The organism is Pseudarthrobacter sp. NPDC092424 (assembly GCF_044754925.1).
Lineage (GTDB): Bacteria > Actinomycetota > Actinomycetes > Actinomycetales > Micrococcaceae > Arthrobacter.
This window is the reverse complement of the sequence record NZ_JBIVQC010000005.1, coordinates 155,381-170,553: the sequence shown is the minus strand read 5'-3', so window position 1 is coordinate 170,553 and position 15,173 is coordinate 155,381. Positions and strand designations below refer to the sequence as shown.

Sequence of the window (15,173 nt, the reverse complement as noted above, 5' to 3'; positions counted from 1 at the left end):
CACGCCCTGCTCACCTGGATTTGGCCCCCGACGCGTCCTGCCGGCCGAACCAGCGGGCCGCCGTCGTGGGTTCTTCGCTGGCGGGACTGCCTGGAACCGCTGCCGCCCCGGGCACCATAAACCGGGGCAGAAGGAGTTGGACCAGGGGGCCGATGGCAAGTGCATAAACCACGGTGCCCACACCCACCGAACCGCCCAGTACCCAGCCGATGGCCAGGACAGTGACCTCGATCAGGGTACGGCACAGCCGGATGGACCGCCCGGTGCGCTGGGCCAGACCGGTCATGAGTCCGTCGCGGGGCCCCGGGCCGAAGCGGGCGCCGATGTAGCACGCGGAGGCCACGCCGTTCAGCAGCACGGCACCGCCCATCATCGCGAACTGGCCAGCGACGTGCGTCACGTCCGGAATCACCGCCAGGCCCAGATCTGCGAAGAGCCCTACCAGGACCGCGTTGCAGAGGGTCCCGAAGCCCGGCCGCTGCCGGAGCGGAATCCAGAGCAGCAGCACGACGAAACTGGTAATGACCACTACGGTGCCGATGCTCAGCACTGTCCGGTTGGCTACGCCCTGGTGGAAGACGTCCCACGGGTCCAGGCCGAGTCCTGCGCGGATCAGCATCGCCAGGGACACCCCGTACAGGGCGAGGCCGATGAGGAGCTGGACGAGTCTGCGGGTCATCACACCACCTTGCCACGGAATCGTCCCGGCCTCCGCGGCTTCGTCCCGGCTCCGCTGCGGAGATTAAGCGTAGACCTGCTCCAGGAACCGGCCCCATGCCTTGGCCGTGGTGTCCGGGTCACCGGAACCGCTGAAGTCGTGCACGGTCATTCCCACCGGGGCGCCCCACGCGTTGCGTCCGAAGAAGCGGTACATGGCGCCCTTGGTGCGGAGGCCCAGAAAGTGCTCGTTGGAGAAGTCCACCTCCGCCGAAAGCCGGCCCACGCCGTCCACCTCCACCTCCACCGTTGAGCCCTGCTGCGCCGACCCAAGGCCCAGCGCCCCGCGGAGCCGCTCGAAACCGTCCGGCGCCTGGGACGCGGCGGGAGCCTGGATGTCCGTGAAAACCACGGGCCGGCCGTCGAAATGCGCCAGGTACTGCCCCAGCGTGTGGAGGTAGAACGCGGTGTGGCGGGAGGCGCCGTCGTACTGTTCATCCCAGTTGTCCGCGAAGATGCCGCTATGGACGTAGTGCAGGCGGGCTCGGCCGCCGTCAAGCGGCTCGAGCACGTGCTCCAACTGGTTGAACCAGCCGTCCGGGCCCTCCATCCGGGAGACCAGATGGGTGGGATGCTCCTGGACTGTCTTCACGTCCGGCCACTGATCGGTGGGGAACATCCAGGCCGGGGTTCCGTTGGTTACAGCCTCCCACACCCGTTCCGGGGTGGCGGGAACTTCGGTGTCCTGGACGATCTCGAAGCCGCGGTTGTCAGTCATTGTCCTGTTCCTTGCCTGTTTCGTGGTCGGTTGACTTGAGCGCGGGGTGCAGCGCGACCACCAGCCGGTGCCGCCTCCCTTTGGGTGTGTTGGGTCCGCCGGCGTGGTACTTGTCCACCAGCTGCGTGACCGCCACGCCAAGCTCCTCGGCGAAGGCGGCCCGGTCGGCGGCCGTGCGGAAGGTGATTTCGCCGTCGATCGCGAATGTCGCCAGCTTCTGCCTGGCTGCGGCCGCTCCGGCGATCAGCTTGCCTACTTCCTGCACCATCCGCCCGGCGAGTGCCAGCAGCCAGAAGGCGGAGAAGCGGTCCGAAAAGCGGTGCGGGTCCGGCGAGACCTCGGCCAGCGCCTGGGGCGAGATCAGGTATGACGCAGCAGTCGCCTGCAGCACCCGCTCCGTGACGTTGCCCTTGCGCCGCTCTTCCACCAGCTCCACCAGGCCATGCCGTTCCAGGGCTCTGAGGTGGTAGTTGACCTTCTGCCGGGGCAGTCCGGTCCTTACCGCGAGCTGCGTGGCCGAGCCCGGCTCGCCCAGTTCGTGCAGGATCCTGGTCCGGATGGGGTCCAGCGAGACCTCCGCGGCGGCGGGGTCTTCGATCACTGCGATGTCCAACATGGCTTAAGCATGCCGACCGACAACTTTTATTGTCAATAACTTTTTTATGATCGGCCGGGTCACCCTGAAGCCCACCAGACTCCCGCCCGGTAGACTGGGCCGGTGATGCAGTCCCCCCTTCCCGTGCGCGACGGCGTCAACGCCACACGCCTGCGCCTTCCGGAGGACGGGCCGTGGGACACCGCCATGGACTACATGATGCACCGGTGGGGGCACATCGATCCGCGAGGCATCGAGGACCGGTTCGATGCCGGCGAGATTGTTGGCGAGGGCGGCGTCCCGCTGGACCGGACCACCAGGCTCCAGGACCACACCTTCATCTGGTACTACCGCACGCTGCCGCCGGAAACCCGGATTCCCGTGGAGATCCACATCCTGCACCAGGACGACCACCTCCTCGTCGCGGACAAGCCGCACTTCCTTCCCACCACACCCGGCGGTACGTACATCCAGGAGTCGGCGCTGGTGCGGCTGCGGAACCAGCTTGATCTGCCGGATCTTATCCCCATGCACCGGCTGGACCGGATGACCGCCGGCGTCCTTCTCTTCTCCACCAACCCGAGGACGCGCGGCAAGTACCAGGTGCTCTTCGAGAAGCGGCAGGTGCAGAAGGAATACGAGTGCGTGTCCGCCGCCATACCCGCGCCCGGGTACCCCGCCGTCGACTTTCCAGTGGTAGTCCGCAACCGCATGACCAAGTCCCGCAGCTACCTCCTGGCCGAGGTGGTGGACGGCGAGCCCAATGCGGAGACCAGGATCGAGCAGCTTGAAACGTTCGACGCCGGCGCCCCGGCGGACACTTCACCCGCCGGTTCCCCCGCGGGCGTCGCAGCCCGCCTCGCCAGGTACCGGCTGGAGCCGCACACCGGCAAAACCCACCAACTCCGGGTGCATATGGCATCGCTGGGGCTGGGCATCGTGAACGACGCGTTCTACCCGGACCTGCTGGACAAGGCCCCGGACGACTACTCCAAACCGCTCCAGCTCTTGGCGCGCGGCATCCGTTTCGTGGACCCGATCTCGGGCCGGCCCGTGGAGTACCGGAGCCGGCTGGAACTGAGCGAAGCAGCCCGGGCCGGCGCCTGATAGCTTGTCCGCATGGACTTCGGCAGCGCGGACAGCTGGGGCGCGGCGATCTATTTCTGGATCATCCCCGTTGTGCTCGGTGATGCCATTTTCCCGCCAGTCCCGTCCGAGATGGTGGTCATCACCGGCGGCGCGCTCTCCGCGGATGGCCGGGCCAACGTTTTCCTGGTGCTCCTGCTTGCCGCGCTGGCATCCTGGGTCGGCGACATGGTGGTGTTCCAGCTCTTCCGCCGCCGCCTCAGCCATGTCCTGGACCGCTGGCGCTGGGGCCGCCGGGTCCACCGCGGCATCCGCGAAGCCATCGCGAAAGCCGGCCGCACGTCCACCTACGGCACCATCATCGGGGCGCGGTTCATCCCCGGCGGCCGGCTGGCCACCTCGGCGGCGGCCGGTATCGCCAGCGTTTCAGTTCGCGGTTTCAGCCTCTGCGCCGGGCTTGGAGCAGTGCTGTGGGCCTGCTGGCTGGTGGGACTCGGCTACTTCACGGGATCGGCCACCGGGCTGCCGTTTTGGGCGAGTTCGCTCATCGGCGTCGCGCTGGGGCTCGTGGTGGGCGCGGCGGTCGGAGTCATCGCGACCAGGCGGCGCGGCAACCGTTCCCCCGTGGATGAACCGCCCGCCTGACCTCACACTGCGCCTGACCTCACACCGGCAGCCAGCGGCCCCGGCTGCGGCGGAGCACGGTGAGCGAGCCGGTCAAGGCAACACGTTCGACGGCGTCGCGCATCATGGCGCCCGACTCCACCGCCTGGCGGTTCTCACCGCTGTACCCGGTCGCCTCCACGAGGAACCGCAGGTTCAGCTGCGGCACGCCTCCGGCGATCTGGAGCTGGTGGGCTTCAACGTGATGGCGGGTTCCGAGCGCTTCGACGGCGGCGTCCATGACGGCCTCGGGCGGATTGCCGGGCCGCAAGCCGGTGATCTTCAGGCGGGCTTGGAACGAAGGCATGCCCTCCACCCTAGCCCGCCCAAACCCTCTCCCACTTAATACCCAAGATCCCCCAACCCTCTCTCACCTAATGCCCTTAACTCCCAAACGCTCTCCCACTTAATGCACTAGGTTCCCAAACGCTCTCTCAAATAAGTGCACAGGGCATGGTTTTACCGGGAGCACGGGTCTAGAATATGGCCGCGGTCTCATCGTTTCTACCCACTTTCAAGAAAGAAGAACGAACATGAGACGGACGCTAATTCGCCTGTTGGCTGCATTATCTGCAGGTCTGCTGGTATCAATGCTCACCATCAGCGGCGCGTCAGCCGCAGGCCAGAAGGACCTTGCACAGGTTCGGCAGGCTACCGCCCAGTACCACGATGTCAACGTCGCCATTGCAGCAGGCTACGTACCCGTAGGTGACTGTGTTCCAGGTATGGGTTACCACTACGTTAATTTCCAGCAGTTCGGCCAGTTGAACCCGTTGGTGCCGGATGCCTTCACGTATGCGGTTGACGAGGCAGGAGAACTCCGGCTGGTCGCTGCGGAATGGTTCAAGGTGGATGCGGACCAGGACCTGGCTACCGACAATGACCGGCCAAGTATGTTCGGGACGGCGTTCGATGGTCCCATGCCAGGACATGCTCCCGGCATGCCTATTCACTACGACCTCCATGCTTACCTGTGGCAGGGGAATCCTGACGGAGTCCTGGCGACTTTTAATTGGAACGTCGCTTGCCCTTAGCAGCCTAAGCCGGGCCCCGGGTGCTTAGCCGAGAGGCTGCGCCAAGACGCTCTCTCATTTGTTGCCCAAAATCCCCAAACCCTCTCTCACCTCCCGGGCGATAGCGCCGAGGGGTGAGAGAGGGTTTGGGTAAAACCGGCATTAGGTGAGAGAGCGTCACAGGAAGAGCGACGTTAAGTGAGAGAGCGTCGGGTTAGCCGGTGTTGCGCAGGCCGGCTGCCACCCCGTTCACGGTGATCAGCATGGCCCGCTGCAGGCGCTCATCAATCTCGCCGGTGCTGACGGTTCCCGCGGCTTCGGCATCATTCGCCCGGACGCGGCGGAGCAGTTCAACCTGCAGGTAGCTGATCGGGTCCAGGTACTGGTCGCGGATTTCGAGGGAACGCTTGAGGGTGGGCTGCGCGTCCAGGAGCAGGTTTTCGCCGGTGAGCTTCTGGATCTCGCTGACCGTGAGCTCGTACTCCTCGCGGATGGTGCGGAAGAGGTGGTGCAGTTCTTCCGGGACCAGGGTGGCCACGTAGTAACCGGCGATGTCCATGTCCGTCTTGGCCAGGGTCATCTCCACATTGGAGAGCACCGAGCGGAAGAAGTGCCAGTTCTCCATCATCTCGGCCAGTTGCCCGGAGTTCCCGGCCTCGCGTGCGGCCTTGAGCCCCGACCCCACACCGAACCAGCCCGGCACGATCTGCCGGGACTGAGTCCAGCCGAAGACCCACGGAATGGCCCGCAGCCCGCCCAGCCCGGCACCGGAGTCGGGTCGCTTGGATGGCCGTGAGCCGATGTTCAGCGAACCCAGCTGCTCAACAGGGGTGGACGCCAGGAAGTAGGCAGGCAGGTCCGGGTGGTCGATCAGCTGGCGGTAGCGGTCGAACGCGGCATCGGAGATGACCTCCATGACGTGCCCGTAGCGTTCGCGCTGGTCCTCCGAGGTGCGCGGGTCCCGGTGCAGGGCAGACCCCTGCAGGACTGCGGCCAAGGAAAGTTCCAGGTTTTCGCGGGCCAGCTCCGGCAGGGAGTACTTGTCCGAGATGACCTCGCCCTGTTCGGTGAACTTGATTTCGCCCTCAAGGACGCCGTTGGGCTGGGCCATGATGGCGTCGTACGTGGGGCCGCCGCCGCGGCCCACGGAACCGCCGCGGCCGTGGAAGAGGCGAACCCGCACGCCATGCTTGGCGGCCACGTCCCGCAGCTTACGCTGAGTCTTGTGGATCTCCCACTGGCTGGTCATCACGCCGGACTCCTTGTTGGAATCCGAGTACCCCAGCATGATTTCCTGGATGTCCCCGCGCAGCCGGACGAGGTCGCGGTAGGACGGGTCGGACAGCAGCTGGTCGATGATTTCGGCGGAAGCGCGCAGTTCCTCAACGGTTTCCAGCAGCGGCGCGAAGCCGATCTTGGCGTACGGCTTCTCACCGAACAAATTGACCAGGCCTGCCTCGCGCGCCAGGACGGCTGCGGCCAGGACGTCGTCCGCACCGCGGGTCATCGAGATGATGTAGGTCTCTATGACATCGGGGCCGTAGGCGCGCAGGGCGCGGCGGATCTCGCGGAAGACGTCGTACGTGCCGTCGGCGGCGCCGTCGAGCTTGATCGGGTGGCCGGAGAGGGGACGGCGGGAGGCGAGCTCGGAGCCGAGCACCTCGAAACGCTCCTCCCGGCTCAGCTCGGCGTAGCGCAGGCCGGGGCCGCCGAGGCGGTCCATCAGCTGCCCAACGGCGTCGTGGTGGTGGTCCGCGTGTTCGCGGATGTCCAGCGTGGCCAGGTGCAGGCCGAAGGAGGCGATGGCGCGGCGGGCGCGGGCCAGGGCACCGTCCGCCGCGAGGGTGGCCGAGTGGTTGCGGAGGGACAGTTCCAGCAGGTCGAGATCGGCCAGGAGCTCGTCCGTGCCGCTGTAGTCCCGGCCGTGCTGGTGGTTGGAGTCTGCAGCCACCCGTTTGCCGGTGTTGATCAGCTTGGCTTTGATACAGGTGAGCTTCAGCCGGTAGGGCTCCTGCGCGTTGAGCTCAAGAACGCGCTTGTCCAGGCCCGGCAGCTTCTTCAGGTCCTCCTCGATCGAGTCCAGGAGCTGCTGGTCTGCGCCGGCCAGGGCCGTGGAGTTGGACAGGATGGAGATCAGTTCATCGATCATGCCGATGCTGATCCGCACCGCGTTCTGGTTTTGGATCTGCAGGATTTCCCGGGTGACCGCCGCGGTGACATTCGGGTTGCCGTCGCGGTCCCCGCCGATCCAGGACCCGAACCGGATGGGCGCGTCATGGGAGGGCAGGCTGACGCCGTGTTCGCCCAGGAGCCCGGAGAAGTCCGTCAGGATCTCCGGCATGGTGTCGGTGAGGATGCCGCTGAGGTAGTAGATGGCGTTGCGGGCCTCGTCCACGGGCGTGGGGCGGACCTGCCGGAGTTCGTCCGTCTGCCACATTTGGTCGATGATCTCGGCCAGCTGACGGTCCTGGCGGCGGCGGGCCGTGGTTCCCTCGGCCGTGGGCTGCGCCAGAACATCCGAGAGCTTGCGGATCTTGTCCAGCACCGAGCGTCGGGACGCCTCGGTAGGGTGGGCGGTGAAGATGGGGCGGACGTCCAGCCCGTCCACCACTTCCTGGAGCACTCCGGCGCCGGCCTTGTCCGCGATGTCCGCCACGGCCTTGGCAAGCCAGCCGTCCTTTTCGGCGCGGGTGCGCAGCCCGCGCACCCGGTGGACCTGCTCGGCAGCGTTGGCGAGGTGGAAGTAGAAGGCAAAAGCGCGCACCAGGTCGGTCGCCTGCTCGATCGGCAGGGAACCGAGGAGCTCGCGGACCTGGGCAACGACGTCGTGCGCGCTCCACGGGCCCGTGGCGTCCGCACCCCCACGCGCCGCTTCCTTGGACTCCTTGGTGAGGAGCCGCACCTGCTCCACCAGGTCCAGGAGCTCGGGGCCGTGCTGCCGGACCAGGGATTCGCCGAGCAGCGTGGAAACCCGCCGGACGTCAGCCCGGAGCTCGGAAGCGAGATCGGATTCGGAATTCATTGCAGTGTGAGCCATGGAAACTAATCTTTCGAGGGTTCGGGACTTGGCTCGTACACTGCGCTGGATACTGTGAGCCGCGTTACTAGCTAAAGATGCTACCCGCAGGCCGGCGCCGCGTGGGAATCCATCTCAGATAATGTCATCGGCCCCGGTAACGTGCGTCAACCGTCCTCGCCTAACCGGCCGCGCGCGCCACCTTGAAATTGAAGTCGGCGTGGCCCAGCGCACCCCACAGCCGAAGCCACAGGGGAAGCACCATTTCGGTGCCGCGGGCGGTGGTGATGTCACCCAGGTCGATGATGTCCCGGTGGCCGAACTCGCCCAGGAGACCGCGCACCAAGCCCTTGGCGTCATCGTCATTTCCCGAGAGGAACACGGAATGGTCACCTCCGGCGACGCTTCCAGGGTCCACCATGATGGCGGCGTTCATGGTGTTGAGCGTCTTCACCACGCGCGCGTCAGGGAAGGCGCGCTGGAGCTGTTCACCCAGACTGTCCGTGTTGACCGGGTTCAGCGACGGCGGGAATCCCGCCGAGAAGTCGAGCGGGTTGGCGATGTCGACGACGATCCTGCCGGCCAGGTTGCGCGCTCCCGCGGCCTCCAGGGCGGCCAGGGAACCGCTGCCGTTGGTCGCATTAACGATGAGGTCGCTGCCCTCTGCCGCTTCGGCGTAGCCGGCCACCGGAATCTCCCGGTGTTCCGCATGCCACTCGGCGAAGGGTGTGCCGCCCATGGGTCCCGCTGCGGTCCGGGCCAGCGTGGCCTCGGGGTCCCGCGTTCCCACCGTGACGTCATGGCCGTTGGCCGCGAGTGCCCCGGCTACGGCCGTTCCCACCATGCCGGTTCCAAAAACCGCAATCTTCATGTCCCGCCCTCTTTCCGTTCATTGCCTCGGCAGACAGACTTGTCTGCCCTGCTCGCCGTGACGCTATCAGACAGACCTGTCTACTGCAAGGAACACGCCCAAGACAGACCGGTCTGTGTACGATGGACTCATGACGCCGACACCGGCCCCGGGCACCAGGACACCCGCCGGGCAGGCAAGGGAAAAAATCCTTACCACCGCTTTTCGGCTCTTCTATGCCCACGGACTGCGGGCCGCGGGAATCGATACGATCATCGCCGAATCCGGGGTGGCCAAAGCCACGTTCTACAAATACTTCCCGGCCAAGGATGACCTGATCCTCGCCTACCTGGAGAAAGTGGACGCCGTCTGGACCGGGCAGTTGAAGGCTGCCGCGGAAGCCGCCGGACCGGAGCCCGCGGGCCAGCTGGTGGGACTCTTTGACGCCCTCGGCACCGCCTGCCGCCGCGACGGGTACCGTGGCTGCGCCTTTATCAACGCGGCCGCCGAGTCCGCCGCCGGAACCAGGGTGCACCAGCGGACCGTGGCCCACAAACAGCAGATCCTACATTGGCTGGAGACCCTGGCGGACCAGGCTGGAGCCGGCGATCCGGCCCATCTGGCCCGCAGCCTTTCGCTGCTGCTCGACGGCGGCCTGGCCGGCGGCGCGCTGGACGCGGACCCCGCCGCGGCAGACGCCGCCCGCTCAGCCGCGGCTGAGCTGGTGGCCGCCGCCATAGGAAGAGCCCCCGTCCGCACTTCCCGGGAGGAACCATGACCGGGGCCCCGGACGCCGGATTCGAGCGCTGGCAGCGTTTCCGCGCCAACCGCAACAACGCCCTCGCAGCCCGCGACGGCTGGCTCAGCCTCACCTCGTTCGCCTGGCTCGCGGACTCTCCTGCCGCCGTCGAGGGCGTCCCGGGGCTCTGGTCCACGGACGGCACGACGGCGGCGCTTACCGCAGTGCCAGCCGACGGGCTTTCGCTGGTGGAGACAGGCGGGCCGGTGGACGGAACCGTCACGGCGGCGCTTGCCGACGGGGAATCGCTGATGTGGGTCCGGTTCGGAGGGCCGAACGGGGACCGGGTGATGGTGGAGCTGGCCATGCGCGGTGGCCGGTACGCCCTTCGGACCAGGGATTCCGCCTCGCCGGTGCTGACCGCGTTCGCCGGCGTTCCCACTTTCCCGTACGACCCGGCCTGGGAGGTCACTGGCCGCTTCGAGCCCTACCCTGAACCGGTGGCCGTGCCTATAGGCACCGCCAATCCGCTGGTTGACGGCGTGCACCGGACGGTGGGCGAAGTTCTGTTCCGGTTGCCCGGCGGCAGCCATGAATTCCGGCTGCAGGCGGAAGAGGAAAAGCTGGGTGCCCTCACCGTGACCTTCCACGACGAGACCAACGGCGACACGACCGACGACTGGCGCAAGCTGTCCATGCCACGGCCCCGCCCCAATCCGGACGGGACGTTCAGCGTGGTCCTGGACTTCAACCGGGCCATCAACTACCCAAGCGCCTTCACGCCTTACGGCACGTGCCCGATGCCGGTGCGGAACAACAGCCTGGACGCGCGCGTGGAGGCCGGGGAGAAGCGGCCGTTCCCGGAGGAATGAAGCCACCCCTCCCCCGGGCCGCCTAGACGATCGCGGACATTCCCGTGACGGACCGCCCCACGATCAGGCTGTTGATCTCGTACGAGCCCTCGTAGGTGTAGATGGCCTCGGCGTCGGCGAAAATCTTGGCCATGCGGTAGTCGGTGACGATTCCATTGCCGCCGAGGATGGACCGGCCGAGCGCCACGGTTTCGCGCATGCGGGCGCTGATGAAGGACTTGGCCAGGGCAACCTGCGCCATGTCCGCGGCGCCTTCGTCCTGCAGCCGGGCCAGCCCGGCCATCATCCCCATGCTGGCCACGGCGTTGCCCAGCATGGTCACCAGCTGCTGCTGGATGAGCTGGAATTTGGCGAGCGGGCGGCCGAACTGATGGCGCTCCACGGCATATTGGCGGGCAACGTCGAAGGCGGCGAGCTGTTGGCCCACCGCCTGCCAGGCCACCATGATCCGGGAGCCGCGCAGGAGTTCGTTGGTGTCCTCGAAGCTGCTGATGGCTGCGAACCGGTCTGCTTCCGCCACCCGGACGTCCTGGAACGCGATGTCGGCGTTCTGTACCGTCCGCAGGGCGATCTTGTTTTCAATCCGGCTCCGGGTCACGCCGGGCAGGGTCGCGTCCACGATGAATCCGCGGACGGCGCCGTCCGCCTCGTCCTTCGCCCACACCAGCATGTAGTCGCAGAATGTCCCGTTGCCGATCCATCGCTTGGCACCGTTGAGCACCCAGGCATCCCCGCCGTCGTCGGGCTTTCCCGTGATGGAAGAAATGCGGCGGGCGCGGGTCTCCATGCCGCCGGCCACGTCCGAGCCGTGGTCGGGTTCGGTCAGCGCGAAGGCGCCCGTGATCCGCAGGTTTGCCGCGTCCGAGAGGAGCCGCCGGCGCTGGTCCGGGGTGCCGAACGCGTAGAGGGACTCGACGAAGAGGTCATGGTGGACCATGAAAAACGTGGCGATCGACGTGTCCACGCGGGTCATCTCCGCAATGACCAGACCGGCGAAGAGGTTGCTGTACCCGCGCTGGGCCGGCGTGCTCAGCTCCAGGGCGGCGAGCTTGGGCAGGATATGCGCGGGAAATTCGGCCTTGTTCCACCAATCCCCCGCATACGGCGCGATTTCAACTGCGAGGAAGGCGCGCAGCTCGGCGAGCTTGTCCCGTTCGCCCTGGCTGAGCAGGGACTCGTAGGCGAAGAAGTCCGCTTCCGGCAGGACCGCCGTGGCCGCGGGACTCACTTGGGTCCCATCCGGATGGCGCCGTCGAGGCGGATGGTTTCGCCGTTGAGCATGGCGTTGTCCACAATGTGCGCCACCAGGCTGGCGTACTCGGCGGGCCGGCCCAGCCGCGACGGGTGCGGCACCTGCGCCCCCAGGGAATCCTGCGCCTCCTGCGGCAGCCCGGCCATCATTGGGGTCTCGAAAATGCCCGGCGCGATGGTGACAACGCGGACCAGCGAGCGCGCCAGTTCGCGGGCGATGGGCAGCGTCATCGCGGCTACGGCACCCTTGGAGGCCGCGTACGCGGGCTGCCCGATCTGCCCGTCAAACGCCGCCACGGAGGCCGTGTTGATGATGACGCCGCGTTCCGGACCGCCGAGTTCGGTGGCGGCAGGTTCGGTGGTGACCATCGCCGCCGCGGCCAGCCGCAGCACGTTGAACGTCCCGATCAGGTTCACCTGGACCACGCGGCTGAAGGAGTCCAGCGGCAGCACGCCGTCGCGCCCCAGCACTTTCCCCGGCGTGGCGATGCCGGCGCAGTTCACCACCACGCGGAGCGGGCCCAGGCCCATGGCGGTGTCGACGGCGGCCTGCACCTGCGCCTCGTTGGTCACGTCCGCGGGGACAAAGACGGCGCGCCGGCCATCCCCGGCAGCGTTCAGTTCCGCGGCAAAAGCCTCCCCGGCCGACGACGGGAGGTCCACGAGCACCACGGAGGCGCCGTCGTCGAACATCCTCCGGGCCGTGGCGGCACCCAGCCCCGAGGCGCCTCCGGTAATCAGCGCAACGCTGCCTGCAACGTCCATACATCCTCCTTGATGCGGTCCCCGGCCGCCGGGCGGACAGGAAAGTTAGTTAGTGAATGTTAACTGAAATGCGCCGTGGCTGCACCCTTTTGGCCCTTCGGCGGGCTTGGCTAGGGTGGAACGCATGACGCTTCCGGATGCAGCCCGCCCGCAGTGGCATGACCGCGCCAACCATGCCGCCCGCTCCGTCACCGCGCTTTTCGGCAGGAAGCTGCTGCTGCTTCCGGGAACGCACCTGGGCGCCGTTTCCTGGTCCGGGCGCTCCCCGTCAGGACGCTCGGGGTCCGGGCGGGCCGCGGGGTGGCTGGAGGGGCTCATCCAGGGAAATGCCATCCGGGCGCTGTTCCAGCCGTGGCACTACTGGTGGCAGGCTCATTACGTGGACTGCCTGGTGGACACCGGCCGGCGGGAACTCGGCGGCGGCGCCACGCCTGCGGCCCGGTTCAACGGTCCGGACCGGCCCAGCGCCGGGCGGCTTGCCTCGCGGCTGGTGACCGGCATCCGGCTCCGCAACGCCTTCACCTTCGTCAACAACTACTACGACGACATGGCCTGGCTGGCCCTTGCCACCGAACGGCTGGACCGGCTGGCCGGGGAAACCCGCAGGCCGGGCCGCCGGCGCAACGCAGCGGTGCGGAAGTCGCTGGCGCTGCAGTTCGATTCCGCCGCCACCACGGACCTGGGCGGCGGCGTCTTCTGGAGCAAGGCGCGGGACTTCAAAAACACGCCCGCCACTGCGCCCATTGCACTCTTCTACGCCCGGACCGGCCGGCAGGCCAAGGCCCAGGCGCTGCTGGACTGGCTGGACGCGACGCTCTTCGACGCCGATCGCGGCCTCTACCTGGACGGCGTCCGGCTGAACCCCGCCGACGAAGTGGTCCTGGAACGCACCGTGTACACGTACAACCAGGGGCCGGTGCTGGGGGCACTCCTTGAGCTTGGCGGCGAGGAAAACCTGGCCCGCGTGGCTGCCGTGGTGGCTGCGGTTGACCGGCACCTGACCGTAGCCACCCCTGCAGCGCCTGGCTCCCCCGAGTCCGCTGAGTCCCCGGAGTCCGCTGAGTCCCCTGAGCCCCGCAGGATCCTGCGCTGTGATGGAAACGGCGACGGCGGTCTGTTCACCGGGATCCTCTGCCGCTACCTGGCACTGGCCGCTACAGAGCAGAAGCTGCCCGAGGCTACGCGGGAAACGGCCGCCCGCCTGGTGCTGGACACCGCCGAGGCTTTTTGGGCGGGCCGGCGCCCGCTGGCCCCGGAGGAGTCGGCGGGCCTGTCACCCGCAGGCCGCAACGCTTCGATCTTCTCCCTGCACGCCGCACGGCGGGCGGGGGAAACGTATCCGCCCGGGGCCGCCGTCGAACTTTCCACCCAGCTGCAGGCATGGATGGCGCTAGAGGCGGCCGCGGCCATCGCAGACCGATGGGATGCAGCCGCCGCGGCCTGACCGGGCCGGGCGCCGTGTTCGCAGGACCGGGTACTCAGGCGGGCTTCCTCTTCTGCGGGTACGGCGTCTCCCCGCGCGCCAGCATCTCTACAAAAGCGGCAATCCTGCGTTCCCGCGTTGCCGCCTGCTTCACCGAGTCCGTCCGGTAGATCAGCGCGAACCGATTCACCGATGTCAGGACATCGAACATCGCCTGCGCTTCCGGAACGGCGGCGATCGCTGCGGCGAGGTCGTCCGGGACTACCGCCGCCGCCTGCCCGGCATACGCCGCCTCCCACCGCCCGTCAGCCTGCGCACTTTCGACGGCGGCGCGGCCCGCGTCGTCCATCCGGCCGGCGGCTTCGAGCCGTCCCGCGCGCCCCACGTTCCTGGCTGACCACGGGCTCTTGGGGGCGCGGCGCGTCATCCGCTGGAGGTAGCTCCCGGCATCGCGCTTCCTGACCTGGCCGTCAATCCATCCAAAGCACAGCGCCTCGTCCAGCGCCGCATCGTAATCCAGCCGGGTGACGTTCCCGCCCTTCTTATGGAGAACCAGCCACACGCCCGGACTGTCCCGGTGATTCGTTTCCAGCCAGGCCCGCCACGCAGCGGCATCTGCCACCAGCAGCTCCTCAAGTTCAATGGCCATGGCCCTATTTTGCACGGTGCCGGAGACTTCGGGAGGTGGCATGATGGCGGTATCTTCGCTGTTCCGGATTCGAGGAGTACCCCATGCTGCGTGTCCGACCCATTCATTCCACCTCCAGCGCCCGGAGCTGGGAACGGCTCCTGACCGCACTCGGGATGACCGGCGGAGAGGACGACGGCGGCCGCCGGGTCTTCACCGCCGGCTCCGGCAGGCTGGTGCTGCGGCAGGTCGCGGCCGGGTCCGCCGAGGACGGCACCACCGCATTCTCCGTGGAGGTGGGCGACCCGGCAGAGTTTGCCCGCCGCACCAACCTCGCCGCCCAGGCGGGCACCACGCGGACAGACATCGCACAGGCGGACGGTGACTCGTGCCGGATTACCGCGCCGGACGGCTTGAGTTTCACGGCGGAAAAAGCACCCCGCACCGTCCCGCTGGACGGCACCGACCCGGCGCTCGCCGTCGTCGGCGTCTGGTTCACGCCGGATCCAAGCACGGCAGCCGCCACCCTGCTGCATATCGGCGCCCGCCCGCGCCCGGTCCCGGACAACGACGAAACCGCAGACTTCACCGCCAAGAACGGCGGCGTCCTCCTGGTCCGCCCGGCGTCCGGCCATCCCCGCGGCGGCTTCGGCTTCGAGTACGACGGCTGCCTGGAACACCTGCGGGAACGGCTCGTCACCGCGGGGTTCAGTCCCACCGTCACCGAGGAGGCGTTCGGCAGCACCCTTCACGTGGCCAGCCCCGATGCCGGAGCCGCGGCACATGCGCCGGAGTCGGTATGGATCTCGCTGCGCCACCCCATGCGGTAGAACTTAA

The 15,173-nt window shown here is 67.6% G+C and carries 16 protein-coding genes; 7 read left to right on the top strand and 9 right to left on the bottom strand.

The window, feature by feature from the left end; genetic code table 11:
- Nucleotides 1-10 precede the first annotated feature (10 nt).
- From ACIQCN_RS09930 to ACIQCN_RS09920, 3 genes are read right to left on the bottom strand one after another with little or no spacing between them, the layout of a single operon-like run.
- A complete protein-coding gene (locus ACIQCN_RS09930; protein ID WP_400610699.1) occupies nucleotides 11-682 on the bottom strand; it encodes a YitT family protein in 672 nt (223 codons plus the stop codon).
- 60 nt (nucleotides 683-742) lie between these two features.
- Nucleotides 743-1,435: an SRPBCC domain-containing protein gene (locus ACIQCN_RS09925; RefSeq protein WP_400610697.1), complete on the bottom strand. Its 693-nt coding sequence runs from the start codon at nucleotides 1,433-1,435 to the stop codon at nucleotides 743-745.
- Complete coding sequence (locus ACIQCN_RS09920) at nucleotides 1,428-2,051, bottom strand: helix-turn-helix domain-containing protein (protein ID WP_400606740.1); 624 nt, start codon at nucleotides 2,049-2,051, stop codon at nucleotides 1,428-1,430. Before ACIQCN_RS09920 ends, ACIQCN_RS09925 begins: the two co-directional genes overlap by 8 nt.
- A 105-nt stretch (nucleotides 2,052-2,156) precedes the next feature.
- On the opposite strand from ACIQCN_RS09920, the gene ACIQCN_RS09915 reads away from it, so the two are divergent.
- Together ACIQCN_RS09915 and ACIQCN_RS09910 are read left to right on the top strand one after the other, a co-directional pair.
- On the top strand, nucleotides 2,157-3,137 hold the full coding sequence (locus ACIQCN_RS09915; RefSeq protein ID WP_400610770.1) for an RluA family pseudouridine synthase: 981 nt from the start codon (nucleotides 2,157-2,159) through the stop codon (nucleotides 3,135-3,137).
- Nucleotides 3,138-3,149: 12 nt separating this feature from the next.
- Complete coding sequence (locus ACIQCN_RS09910; RefSeq protein ID WP_400606737.1) at nucleotides 3,150-3,761, top strand: DedA family protein; 612 nt, start codon at nucleotides 3,150-3,152, stop codon at nucleotides 3,759-3,761.
- Between the two features lie 19 nt (nucleotides 3,762-3,780).
- Here the strand turns inward: ACIQCN_RS09910 and ACIQCN_RS09905 are convergent, their stop codons facing one another.
- Nucleotides 3,781-4,086 (bottom strand): hypothetical protein, encoded by a 306-nt coding sequence (locus tag ACIQCN_RS09905; RefSeq protein WP_400606734.1) that lies wholly within the window; start codon nucleotides 4,084-4,086, stop codon nucleotides 3,781-3,783.
- Nucleotides 4,087-4,369: 283 nt separating this feature from the next.
- On the opposite strand from ACIQCN_RS09905, the gene ACIQCN_RS09900 reads away from it, so the two are divergent.
- Complete coding sequence (locus tag ACIQCN_RS09900; RefSeq protein ID WP_400606732.1) at nucleotides 4,370-4,813, top strand: hypothetical protein; 444 nt, start codon at nucleotides 4,370-4,372, stop codon at nucleotides 4,811-4,813.
- 193 nt (nucleotides 4,814-5,006) lie between these two features.
- Here the strand turns inward: ACIQCN_RS09900 and ppc are convergent, their stop codons facing one another.
- Both ppc and ACIQCN_RS09890 read right to left on the bottom strand, forming a co-directional pair.
- Nucleotides 5,007-7,829: a phosphoenolpyruvate carboxylase gene (gene ppc / locus ACIQCN_RS09895; RefSeq protein WP_400610695.1), complete on the bottom strand. Its 2,823-nt coding sequence runs from the start codon at nucleotides 7,827-7,829 to the stop codon at nucleotides 5,007-5,009.
- 160 nt (nucleotides 7,830-7,989) lie between these two features.
- On the bottom strand, nucleotides 7,990-8,679 hold the full coding sequence (locus ACIQCN_RS09890) for an NADPH-dependent F420 reductase (RefSeq protein WP_400610693.1): 690 nt from the start codon (nucleotides 8,677-8,679) through the stop codon (nucleotides 7,990-7,992).
- Nucleotides 8,680-8,809: 130 nt separating this feature from the next.
- Between ACIQCN_RS09890 and ACIQCN_RS09885 the strand changes: the two genes are divergently transcribed.
- Both ACIQCN_RS09885 and ACIQCN_RS09880 read left to right on the top strand, forming a co-directional pair.
- A complete protein-coding gene (locus tag ACIQCN_RS09885) occupies nucleotides 8,810-9,436 on the top strand; it encodes a TetR/AcrR family transcriptional regulator (RefSeq protein WP_400610691.1) in 627 nt (208 codons plus the stop codon).
- Nucleotides 9,433-10,269, top strand: coding sequence for a DUF1684 domain-containing protein (locus ACIQCN_RS09880; RefSeq protein WP_400610690.1), 837 nt, complete (start codon nucleotides 9,433-9,435; stop codon nucleotides 10,267-10,269). The genes ACIQCN_RS09885 and ACIQCN_RS09880 overlap by 4 nt, the downstream gene beginning before the upstream one ends.
- Nucleotides 10,270-10,291: 22 nt before the next feature.
- Here ACIQCN_RS09880 and ACIQCN_RS09875 read toward each other — a convergent pair whose 3' ends face one another.
- Together ACIQCN_RS09875 and ACIQCN_RS09870 are read right to left on the bottom strand one after the other, a co-directional pair.
- Complete coding sequence (locus ACIQCN_RS09875; protein ID WP_400610688.1) at nucleotides 10,292-11,497, bottom strand: acyl-CoA dehydrogenase family protein; 1,206 nt, start codon at nucleotides 11,495-11,497, stop codon at nucleotides 10,292-10,294.
- Nucleotides 11,494-12,285, bottom strand: coding sequence for an SDR family NAD(P)-dependent oxidoreductase (locus ACIQCN_RS09870; RefSeq protein WP_400610686.1), 792 nt, complete (start codon nucleotides 12,283-12,285; stop codon nucleotides 11,494-11,496). The genes ACIQCN_RS09875 and ACIQCN_RS09870 overlap by 4 nt, the downstream gene beginning before the upstream one ends.
- Before the next feature lie 124 nt (nucleotides 12,286-12,409).
- Between ACIQCN_RS09870 and ACIQCN_RS09865 the strand changes: the two genes are divergently transcribed.
- Entirely contained in the window at nucleotides 12,410-13,729 is a 1,320-nt protein-coding gene (locus ACIQCN_RS09865) for a glycoside hydrolase family 76 protein (RefSeq protein ID WP_400610684.1), read from the top strand.
- Between the two features lie 34 nt (nucleotides 13,730-13,763).
- Here ACIQCN_RS09865 and ACIQCN_RS09860 read toward each other — a convergent pair whose 3' ends face one another.
- Entirely contained in the window at nucleotides 13,764-14,357 is a 594-nt protein-coding gene (locus ACIQCN_RS09860) for a YdeI family protein (RefSeq protein WP_400610682.1), read from the bottom strand.
- Nucleotides 14,358-14,440: 83 nt separating this feature from the next.
- Here ACIQCN_RS09860 and ACIQCN_RS09855 point away from each other — a divergent pair, with 83 nt between their 5' ends.
- A complete protein-coding gene (locus ACIQCN_RS09855) occupies nucleotides 14,441-15,166 on the top strand; it encodes a VOC family protein (RefSeq protein WP_400610680.1) in 726 nt (241 codons plus the stop codon).
- The last annotated feature ends 7 nt before the right edge of the window (nucleotides 15,167-15,173 follow it).